Origin of the sequence: Thalassotalea hakodatensis, assembly GCF_030295995.1 — a bacterium.
In the GTDB taxonomy this organism is placed as follows: Bacteria; Pseudomonadota; Gammaproteobacteria; order Enterobacterales; family Alteromonadaceae; genus Thalassotalea_C; species Thalassotalea_C hakodatensis.
Genome location: NZ_AP027365.1, coordinates 1,856,624 through 1,867,999 on the forward strand (window position 1 = coordinate 1,856,624; position 11,376 = coordinate 1,867,999).

Here is an 11,376-nt window from a genome sequence, read left to right on the forward strand (position 1 = left end):
TAAGATTTGTGTATTACTTGTGTCTAAAAAGACGTTAAAATGAAAGTTAATTAACAACGAGTAAACATTCGTTTAGCATGACAATTACTACGTGAATTAAACATAAAAGGAAGAAAACGATTTGGCGAATCGTGAAATACACATTAAAAATCATAAGCTAATAAAGTCATATGATCTTAAAAGTGCCATTAAAGATTTAGTATTTTTGATGGTATTTAGTAGCTTTCTTGCTTTTTTGAGGCCATTTGGAATGGATGAAATAAGCCTAGCCTATTCTTGGCTATTCTGGTCAGTTGTGTGTTTTTGTGGTTTTGTTATTTATAGTCCAGTCATTTCCTATGGTGACGAAATTCTCCCTCGGTACCTTCATAAGAATATAAACAAATATTGGTTAAGAGTTAGCATTTCTACGTTTGTTGCGACTGTCGTAATGGCATTTGTCGTACCGTTTATCATCTTAATGTTTTTTGACACAACATCATCTTATTTAGCGTCAATACCACAACATTTTATTACCGGTTTATTCATTGGTGGTTTGATCACCTTTATTTTGACGGTGCATAATTTGTATCAAGATCAAAAAGCAGTCATTGGACAACAAACAGCTGAACTTGCAAATCAGCAAAAAAATGATAATGAACAACAATCCCCCTTAGTAAAAAAGTTTATCAATCAATTACCATTAAGTGTTAAAGGCGATCTAGTTTGCTTACAAATGGACGATCATTACTTGAACGTATACACAGAAAAGGGTAAGCATTTATTATTAATGCGCTTTAAAGACGCATTAACCATGCTCGAAGATTACCCAGGGTTACAAACACATCGCTCTTGGTGGGTCGCTGAAAAAGCCATAATAGGTACGCGAAAAGAAGGAAGAAAATTGATTTTACTGTTAAACAATGGTGTAGAAGTACCAGTCTCGAATACTTATTTACCCGCAGTCAGAGCGTTGATCTGATCACGCAACACTTGCTTTTATTTTTTACTATGATGTACTAAAAAGTAAATTTTACTGGGAAGGAATGATTATTATATTTTCGTTCATAAAAGCTGTCGTTCTCGCAACTTTGCTAAGTGCTACTAGTACCAGTGTGTGGGGATTTAGTGAACAAAAACCTATAGTGCCGCTTCCAAAACATATTTCTATTGCGGCACCTGAAATACGACCACTTGTGTATATTGGTGAGAACGGGGGTTTAGCGGGACAATTCGTTACGATGTTCGAGCAATTTAGTGTTAGAACAGGGATTAATATTGATATTACAGTTATGCCATGGGGTAGAGCATTACAACAAGTAAAATCAGGAAAAGTCGATGCGTTAATGCCTGCATTATTCACCGAGGAGCGTGCAAATTACCTTACTTTTCCTAAAGCTCCATTAGTGGTTTTCTCTGGTAGTGTTATATTACAGCATCGACAAGATACCCGTGAGATCGCCTCTTGGGACGACATTAAAGATGCCCAAATAGTTAAAGTAAGGTCAATGAATCACGGTGAAAACGTTGAGCAATTATTTACCGATCAAAAAAACAGCCTGATAGAAGTAGTGAGGATCACTGATGGTTTGAAGATGCTTCAATACCAGCGTGTTGATTTTGTCGTAATGGATGCTTTAATTGCCAGTTCATTAATTGAAGAATTAAACCTAGAAAATACCTTAAAAGTCATTCCTCATCCAGAAGAAGCACGATTAATCAATTCTTATTTGGCTTTTTCAACATCATTTGCTGATCAATATGATGTTGAAAAAATTATGGGGCTAATTAATCAATATAATGATCCAGATAAATATATAAAACAACTAGAAATTTATTCACATTAAGTGGCGTAGTCACAATTTCATCTGAAACCTTTCCCATTGGGTTTGAATAAATCTGACAGGCTGCTATGTGCCTAAGTACATTAATAAACGCCGAATGTAGAGCAGCTGTCAGGGCTTTTTGTTGTCAGAGACTGCTATTGTTTGACAAAGGAGAGTCCATGTAGCCTGAATAAAAGGCGGATTAGCTTAGCTATAATAGCGAATAACGAGCGCCAGCTAAGCGTAATACGTCACTTCTTATTCTCTTTTGTAACGCTTTCAAACAATAGCTCATATTTAGCTAAAGTTTACTTTCTTTTTCGTAGCTATCCATTGTTTGTTTAATTTTTTTCTTTTCCCACTTTTCACTAAAAGGTTGGAAGACTGTAATAGCATGGGCTCCGATGATCATAGCGAAGCAGATAGCTGTGCTGATGAGTGCACCAAGGTTTTCGCCTTGATTATAATTTGGTAAAAAGAAAAAGATAAAAATCCCGAACAAAAACAAGGCTAAAATATAAAATTCTTTTTTTGATTTCACTTCTTCTTTGGCTATTTTTTCCCTATTTTCTAAGTCAATCAAGGTGTCTTTATTTATTTGAGTGCTATTGGGCTCACTCTCGTTATTGTTTTCATTTTTTAACACATTTACATCAACTTCAAATACTGCAGCTAAAGATTTCAATGTTTCAAGCCCAACACTTTCACCTTTTTCAACACGTTGAATTGTTCGAATATTTAAACCACTCAGTTGAGCGAGTTGTTGCTGAGACCAATTGTGCTTTTGCCTTAGGGACTTCACAAACATAAACTTTATCCTTAACCACCTTCATTATGCCCAAACTATAACCTAATCTTAGTCGTTGAGAAACGACAAACACATGACAGTCGTACGACTGTAGTAGTACTAGCAATATAAAGCGCTGTTAACCAGCTAAATAAAGTCAGCTAGAATATGGCAAGCAGTGGCAAAGGCAAGCTTTATTTGTCTTACTTTGTTAACTTGATACTAGAGTGTGTTGAACTTTGCTGTTTGATTTTTGTTCAAGGTAAACGCCTTCTGATCGTGGCACTTGGATTCTTGCATAGTCATTCTATGGTTAATTAAAGTAACAAAGAGCAGGAGGCGTTTAGTTGACCCCTTCGGTCAGCACCTATTTGGCATTTCTACTATGTTATCGCTTGATTTGAGTAGAATAACTACACGACACAAGCTCTGCCTTGTATAAATACCAAACAAATTACTGCAAAAACAAACTTGAAAGATCAACACGCTCTAATTGAGACTTTTCCCCGAAGGCTAGCGTTTGGCTAAACTTAAAGGCGATTAAACATAAAAGAGAAAGCTCTATGAAATATACTACTTCTTCATTTTGTTGTGGCATCGATCTACAGGCACAATTTTATATGTTTATATCATTGATGAACGTGGAAAGAAGGTACTACATCAAAAGAAAAAGCTGAACCTCATCAATTACATAAACTACTCAAACATTACATCGGGCAAGTAATCGTGGGCGTTGAGTGCATGTATTATTGCAAAGAGTAACCACGTTTACATCTTAAGTAAATGTGTGAATCAAGGGGGTCACTAGACATTAAGTGCCCTTATAAGATTTAAAGGACACTTAATGTCTGTGTTTAGCTTGTTTGACTTGCTAAATATTCATCATAACTACCGGCAAAATCAATAACGCCTTCGTCTTTTATTTCAATGATACGAGTTGCCAGACTAGAAACAAACTCTCGGTCATGCGATACAAAGATCAATGAACCTTCAAATTGTTCTAAGGCCATATTTAATGATTCGATCGATTCCATATCTAAATGGTTGGTAGGTTCATCCATTACCAAAATGTTCGGGTTTTGCATCATTAATTTGCCAAAAAGCATTCTACCTTGCTCACCACCCGATAATACTTTTACTGATTTTTTTATATCATCAGCTGAAAATAACATGCGGCCTAACGCTCCACGAATTGATTGTTCGTCGTCACCTTCTTTGCGCCATTGGCTCATCCAATCAAATAAATTCATGTCTGCTTCAAATTCATGTGCGTGATCTTGCGCATAATAGCCAATATTATGATTTTCTGACCACTTTACTTCACCGCTATCAGGCTGAATTTCATTCATCAGTGTACGTAAAAAGGTGGTTTTACCGACGCCATTTTCACCAATTACAGCAATTCGTTCGCCGACTTCTGCCATTAAATTGATATTTTTTAATACATGATTATCGTCGAAGCTCACATTCAGTTGCTCAACTTCTAACACATTACGGAATAACTTTTTCTCTTGTTCAAAACGAATGAATGGATTAACTCGACTTGACGCTTTTACTTCATCAAGTTGAATTTTATCAATTTGTTTAGCACGAGACGTTGCCTGTTTAGCTTTAGATGCGTTGGCAGAAAAACGCGCAACAAAGGCTTTTAAGTCTGATATTTGTGCTTGTTTTTTTGCATTATCAGAAAGTAAACGAGCGCGAGCTTGTGTAGCTGCCAGCATATATTCGTCATAATTGCCAGGATAAACGCGAAGTTCGCCGTAATCTAGATCAGCCATATGTGTACAGACCGAATTTAAAAAGTGTCGGTCATGCGAAATAATAATCATGGTTGAATCACGTTCGTTCAGGGTGTCTTCTAACCATTGTATGGTATGAATATCTAAGTTGTTGGTTGGTTCATCAAGTAATAAAATATCTGGATCAGAAAACAACGCTTGTGCGAGAAGTACTCGTAATTTCCAGCCTGGTGCCACTTCACTCATTTTACCGTAATGTTGGTCAACAGGTATGCCAACACCGAGTAGTAATTCACCGGCACGGCTTTCAGCACTGTATCCGTCCATTTCGGCATATAAAGATTCAAGGTCGCCCACACGCATACCATCTTCTTCACTCATTTCTGGTAATGCGTAGATACGGTCTCGTTCTTCTTTTACTTGCCATAATTCGGTGTGTCCGAAAATAACGGTATCAACAACGGAGTATTCTTCAAAACCAAATTGATCTTGTCGTAATTTACCAATACGGTCATTTTGATCAAGGCTAACATTACCGCTGGTAGGTTCTAAATCACTGCCAAGTATTTTCATAAAGGTAGATTTACCACAGCCGTTGGCACCGATCAGACCATAGCGGTTACCGTTGCCAAACTTTTGCGAGATGTTTTCAAATAATGGTTTTGCAGCGAACTGCTGCGTGATGTTATTGGCGACTAAAATAACAGACTCCTAACGAGCTTAAATGAAGTAAAGAAATTGCGCGCGATTATACAGCAACTAACTAGTAGGTGAAATTATAAATACTGATAATTTAGTCGTTATATGGTTAATGTTAAGTAATAACACGGATGAGTTTAGTGTTGTGTTTAGACAGGGAATTGATGTGAAAACAACAGCTAAAATAGCTAAGCTTTAGCTGTTGATTACCATTATGATTACAGAGGAGGGAACCGCTTACCTGTTTTTGGATGAGTTATTACTCGAAAACTGGTTATTGCTGAAACGAGTCAAGCCTTGTTTACTTTTGCCCGTTTTCGTGCGTTTATTAATACCTTCACCTTTTTTAAAGCCATGAGCATTATTTTTGCCTTTACCCGCTTTCTTATAATGCTGATAATTGCCTTCTTGTCTACCTTCTGGCGGCACTAAGCAGCCTGACTTTGTGCCAATCAACTTGCGAGCTAAGCCCATTTTTGTAAGTGCTTCACGGATAATCGGCCAGTTATTTGGATCATGGTAACGTAAAATTGCTTTGTGTAAACGGCGTTGACGACCACCTTTAGGGACAACTACAGAGTCACTGCTTTTTTTGACGTTTCTTAACGAATCTATTTCTGTATGGTACAACGTTGTTGCGTTTGCTAGCGGTGATGGATAAAAGTTTTGTACTTGATCTAATTTAAAATCATTTTCTTTGAGCCAAAGCGCTAAGTTCACCATGTCCATATCTGTGGTGCCAGGGTGGGCTGAGATAAAATAGGGGATAAGATATTGTTTTTTGCCAGCGGCTTTTGAATACTTATCAAACAATGTCTTGAATGCATGATAACTGCCCATGCCAGGCTTCATCATTTTATTTAATGGGCCATCTTCAGTATGTTCTGGGGCAATTTTTAGATAACCACCAACGTGGTGCTCAGCAAGCTCTTTAACATAGTCAGGGTCTTCAACGGCTAGATCGTAACGAACACCAGAGGCTATCAATACCTTTTTAATACCTTTGATTTTACGCGCTTTACGGTAAAGATTGATCGTCGGGGTATGATCGGTATCTAAATGCCCACAAATGGTTGGCCAAACACAGCTAGGTTTTCGGCAGGTAGCCTCTGCCTTAGGGCTTTTACAGCGTAGCTTATACATATTAGCCGTCGGGCCACCAAGGTCACTGATGACGCCAGTAAATCCAGGTACTTTTTCTTTTATATCTTCAATTTCATCCAGAATAGATTGCTCAGAACGCGATTGAATAATACGCCCCTCGTGTTCTGTGATACTGCAGAACGTACAGCCACCAAAACAACCACGCATAATGTTAACGGAAGTTTTGATCATGTCGTAGGCTGGAATTTTAGCATCACCATAATTTGGGTGTGGTACACGTTGATACGGCAAGCCGAAAACACCGTCCATCTCTTTTTCACTTAACGGATATGCAGGCGGATTAAGCCAAATAATACGATCGCCATGACGCTGTACTAATGGTTTAGCAGAACCAGGATTGACTTCTTGATGGAAAATACGTGAGGCATGCGCATAAAGCATTTTATTATCTTTAACTTGCTCAAAAGTGGGCAAATTGATGTAAGTGGTAAGCCACGGTTTAGTTTTGTTTTTCCAGCTCTTGTTTTTATGTTTGTCGCTTTTAAATTCAACTATATTAACAACTTGCGTGTCTGACTTTTCGTCCACAGTTCTTTCTTGTTCAGTGGCACAGCTAGTTTCATTAATTTCTTGGTATGGGCTAACAATAGGATCAATCTTACCTGGTTTATCTATTGCTCTTGAATCTATACCATGCCATCCGGGCAATGCTTGCTTAGCTAAAAATGCTGTTCCCCTGATGTCTGTTAGCGTTTCAACAGGCTCACCTTTAGCTATTCTGTGACTTAATTCAACTAGCGGGCGCTCGGCATTGCCATACACCAGTAAATCTGCTTTGGCATCAAATAATACTGAACGACGTACTTTTTCTGACCAATAATCGTAATGCGCGATACGGCGCAAACTTGCTTCTATGCCGCCAATAATCACAGGTACATCTTTGAATGCTTCTTTACAGCGTTGTGAGTAAACTAAAACTGCTCTATCGGGGCGTTTACCACCCTCATTATTTGGCGTGTAAGCGTCATCATGGCGTAAGCGTTTTTCTGCGGTATAACGATTGATCATTGAGTCCATATTGCCGGCGGTAACACCGAAATATAAGTTTGGCTTGCCAAGTGCCATAAAAGCGTCTTTTGATTGCCATTCCGGTTGCGCAATAATTCCAACGCGAAAGCCTTGAGCTTCTAACATTCTGCCAATAACAGCCATACCAAAACTTGGATGATCAACATAAGCATCACCGGTAATTAAAATAATATCGCAACTGTCCCAACCAAGCTCATCCATTTCTTTCCGAGTAGTGGGTAAAAATGTTGATGTGCCATAACACTCAGCCCAATACTTTGGGTAATCAAACAAGGTTGTTTTAGGTAATGGGATCATGTGTTGCCTATTTAATACTAAAGTGCCTATGTTCGATAAGACGCAAGCCAATTTATCTAACATAGGATTTTGGCGCGCGATTATAGCATTTTTAATTATTATTGTTAGCCAAAGTTAGCTACTGTTGTTTTTTCGAGGCTTAGCTTAGGTAATTTAAATGCTTTTGTTAAATTAAGTGCGCGTAATGTTACAACATGAAGAAAACATTCAGCGCTAAAAATAAACAGGTTAACCTGTTCTGGTTGCCAAGCGTTTGCTTTTTACGTCACACTAGGGAAAATCATTGAATAATTATTTTAACAAAACTTAAGTATTTACTATGAAAAATAACATCTTACTTTTAAGTGCAGTTAGTGTTGCTTTGTTCGGTTGTGTAGCCACGACCAATGAACAAACGGCAGAATCTGTGTTGAATGAACCAAACGTTGTCGAACAACCATCGATGACAGAACAACAAGCCAGTTTTGCGAAAGAAAAGCCTACTTCAGCACCTATCGAAAATTTAACACCGACAAAAAACGTCACACAAAAAACGCTAGCGTCAGGTGAAATTGAATTAACGTTAGAAAAAATCATGTCAGATCCTGATTGGATGGGTAGAAGTCCCGAAGGTTGGTACTGGGGAGATGATAGCAATACCATTTACTATCAACAAAAACGTGAAGGTAACCCCATTCGAGACTTGTTCCGTAAATCGCTACAGCAATCGGGCAACGGAGCAAAAGTTAATTTAGCAGAATACCATCAAGTAAAAGATAGGTTTGCAGTAAAAGACCAGCAGGGTAAACGTGAAGCTTATATCTTTGAAGGCAATGTATTTGTTAAAACATTGGCTACGGGTAAAGTAACTCAACTTACATATACATCTGCGGTAGAGCGTTCTCCAATGTTTCTTACAAATGGAAATGTTGCTTACCGAGTAAATAATAAATTCTTCGAACATGACCTTGCTAGCCAAACTATTAGAGAGCTTGCTAGCTTAGTGGTAAAAGATAAACCTACAGATGAACAACCGTCGTCATATCTAGCAAAAGAACAGCGTAAGCTAATTGGTTATGTCGCCTTACAACAACGTAATAAAGCATTGCGAGATGAGCAAAAAGAGCAATTAAAAGCTAAAAACGCTACTTTAACGAAGACAGAGTTTTTTTTAGGTAAAGGCAAGCGCATCGTTCATGCGAGTTTATCGCCAACAGGTGAAAAGCTTATTGTTAGCGTAGCGGAAAGCAAACCTTCTCGTGCTTCAACGGATATCATGCCGAATTACATTACGGATAATGGCGACATAGAAGCGAAAAAAGTACGTTCACGCGTAGCGAATAATCGTAAATACCAAGAAGACGTTTTTCTGCTTGATTTAAAAACCGGGCAACAATTCCCTCTAAGTTTTGAAACACTTCCTGGGTATAACGAAGATGTGCTTGCTAGCGTAAAACAAGAAAATCATCAGCGTTTAGGCAAAACGTATCAAAGTGAAAAGTCTCCGCGTAATATTCATGTGATGCGCGCAAGTAACCCAATCAAATGGCATGAAAACGGTCAACAAGTTGCAGTGCTACTTGAAGCTTGGGACAATAAAGATCGTTGGCTAACTACTGTAGACTTATTAGAAAATACATTAGTGTCGCAGCATCGGCTTCATGATGAGGCATGGGTAAACTGGTCGTTTAATGAATTTGGCTGGTTAGAAGATAAACTTTATTATCTTTCTGAAGAAAGTGGCTTTTCTCATCTTTATGTCAAACCTTTAAAAGGAAAAGCTAAAAAATTAACGCAAGGTCGATTTGAAGTAAGCAATGTAACCCTGACTGAAAATAAGCGCCATTTTATTTTTAAAGCCAATAAAAAGCATCCTGGTATTTATGAAATTTACCAAGTCGCTGTTGATTCAGGCAAATTAACCGCCTTAACTGATCTTGGTGGTATGAACGACTATGCATTAAGCCCAGATGGTAAAAAATTATTAATCCAACATTCTGAGGTTACCATGCCTCCTGAATTGTACGTTAAAACGATTGATTCAAGCAGTAAAGCAGAGCGAATTACTAACACGGTATCAAAACAGTTCTTATCAATGCCGTGGGTAGCGCCAAGCGTTGTTGCTGTGCCGTCGTCATATCAAAGTGAACCTGTATATTCACGCGTATATTTACCGAAAAATTTTGATAAAACTGCACAGAAAAATAAAGCGGTTATGTTCTCTCATGGTGCAGGTTATTTACAAAATGCGCATTTAGGTTGGTCAGGCTATTTTCGTGAATTTATGTTCCATAGCATGTTAGTACAACAAGGCTACGTTGTGATCGATATGGATTACCGTGCATCTAAAGGTTATGGTCGAGATTGGCGAACTGCAATTTATCGTCATATGGGTAAACCAGAAGTAGAAGATATGCGTGATGGCGTTGAGTGGTTAATTGAAAATGCCAATGTTGATCGTAGAAGAATTGGTACGTATGGCGGCTCTTATGGTGGTTTTCTTACCTTAATGGCGATGTTTAAAGAGCCTGATTTATTTGAATCTGGTTCAGCATTAAGATTAGTGTCTGATTGGGCGTATTATAATCACGGTTATACGGCTAATATTTTAAACACGCCAGAAGATGACGCAATTGCGTATGAACGTAGCTCGCCCATTTATTTTGCTGAGGGGTTAGAAAAGCCCCTGTTAATTAATGCGCCTATGGTAGACGATAACGTGTTTTTTGAAGATACAGTGCGTTTAGTACAGCGTTTAATTGAATTAGAAAAGCAAGATTTTGAAACGGCGATTTATCCGGTAGAACCCCATGGCTTTGTACAGCCAAGTTCATGGTTAGATGAGTATCGTCGAATCTATAAGTTGTTTGAAAATACGCTTTAATAAATGAAGAGTATTGCTATTAAATGCTCAAGCCCAGCCTGAACAAGCTGGGCTTTTTTATACCAATTCTATTAAATATTTAGCCACTTAGCACTTCATTAGCGCGCTTAGAACAAGCTAAATAATTTAAGCATAGTCGCTTTATGGTTCGATTGTATTAACAGTTAATCAGCAAAGTTATCGCGGTAATGATCCACCCATAGGGCAGTTGCACCACAAATGGCTACTGGCATAATAACTAAGTTAACAAAAGGTATCATCGAACATACCGCTGTGGTAACACCAAAGCTATAACTTAACCCTTTACGCTCTGCTAATGCATGCTTCATCGCTTCAAAGGGTACTTTATGATTATCAAAAGCATAATCTTTGTATTGAATCGCCATCATCCATGCAACAAATAAAAACCACATGATTTGCCCAATGATAGGAATAAAGCTCAAGATAAAAAAGCCAACAGCACGTGGTAAATAATAACGGAATTTACACCATTCCCTTGAAAATGTACGTGGTATATCTTTAACAATATCAAACACTGAACCAGGTGGGGGCGTTTTATTGGTAAGCTTTGCTTCGAGCTTTTCCGCTAACAGCCCATTAAACGGCGCTGCAAGCCAATTAGCAACAGAACTAAAAATAAAAGAAAAGAACACTAAAAGAAACAGTAAAGTAAGTGGTTGTACTATCCAGGTTAGCCATTGTAAAAACTCAGGAAGCCAAGACTCGAATGCTAGCATCCATTCATCAAGTTTTGTAAATAAATAACTGAACGCAACGGCGAATAAACACAAGTTGACTGATAACGGTATAAATACAAATCGTTTAACGCCTTTCATTCTGATTAAAGAAAAACCAAGTAATAAATAGCCGGCGCCGCTATAAGCTAAGGGAGAAGAGTGGTTTTGCTGCATTATTAACCTTTACTTTTCTGAAATAAAAATAGTATACCTAGCAAAGTTGTAACAGAGAAGGAAACACAGGTGCTAAAGC

The 11,376-nt window shown here is 38.0% G+C and carries 7 protein-coding genes; 3 read left to right on the top strand and 4 right to left on the bottom strand.

Features of this window, described 5'->3' with window-relative positions; all coding sequences use genetic code 11:
• Positions 1 to 250: 250 nt before the first annotated feature.
• Together QUE72_RS08130 and QUE72_RS08135 are read left to right on the top strand one after the other, a co-directional pair.
• Positions 251 to 961, top strand: a complete 711-nt coding sequence (locus QUE72_RS08130) for a LytTR family DNA-binding domain-containing protein (protein WP_286272656.1) — start codon at positions 251 to 253, stop codon at positions 959 to 961.
• Between the two features lie 64 nt (positions 962 to 1,025).
• Positions 1,026 to 1,826, top strand: coding sequence for a substrate-binding periplasmic protein (locus QUE72_RS08135; RefSeq protein WP_286272657.1), 801 nt, complete (start codon positions 1,026 to 1,028; stop codon positions 1,824 to 1,826).
• 280 nt (positions 1,827 to 2,106) lie between these two features.
• On the opposite strand, the gene QUE72_RS08140 is transcribed toward QUE72_RS08135, so the two are convergent.
• The 3 genes from QUE72_RS08140 to QUE72_RS08155 form a co-directional block, all read right to left on the bottom strand.
• A complete protein-coding gene (locus tag QUE72_RS08140) occupies positions 2,107 to 2,613 on the bottom strand; it encodes a helix-turn-helix domain-containing protein (protein WP_286272658.1) in 507 nt (168 codons plus the stop codon).
• Between the two features lie 833 nt (positions 2,614 to 3,446).
• A complete protein-coding gene (locus QUE72_RS08150; RefSeq protein ID WP_286272960.1) occupies positions 3,447 to 5,036 on the bottom strand; it encodes an ABC-F family ATPase in 1,590 nt (529 codons plus the stop codon).
• Between the two features lie 234 nt (positions 5,037 to 5,270).
• Positions 5,271 to 7,523 (bottom strand): YgiQ family radical SAM protein, encoded by a 2,253-nt coding sequence (locus QUE72_RS08155; protein WP_286272659.1) that lies wholly within the window; start codon positions 7,521 to 7,523, stop codon positions 5,271 to 5,273.
• Between the two features lie 319 nt (positions 7,524 to 7,842).
• On the opposite strand from QUE72_RS08155, the gene QUE72_RS08160 reads away from it, so the two are divergent.
• Positions 7,843 to 10,386: a S9 family peptidase gene (locus QUE72_RS08160; RefSeq protein WP_286272661.1), complete on the top strand. Its 2,544-nt coding sequence runs from the start codon at positions 7,843 to 7,845 to the stop codon at positions 10,384 to 10,386.
• 164 nt (positions 10,387 to 10,550) lie between these two features.
• Here QUE72_RS08160 and cysZ read toward each other — a convergent pair whose 3' ends face one another.
• A complete protein-coding gene (gene cysZ / locus QUE72_RS08165; RefSeq protein WP_286272664.1) occupies positions 10,551 to 11,297 on the bottom strand; it encodes a sulfate transporter CysZ in 747 nt (248 codons plus the stop codon).
• Between the last annotated feature and the right edge of the window lie 79 nt (positions 11,298 to 11,376).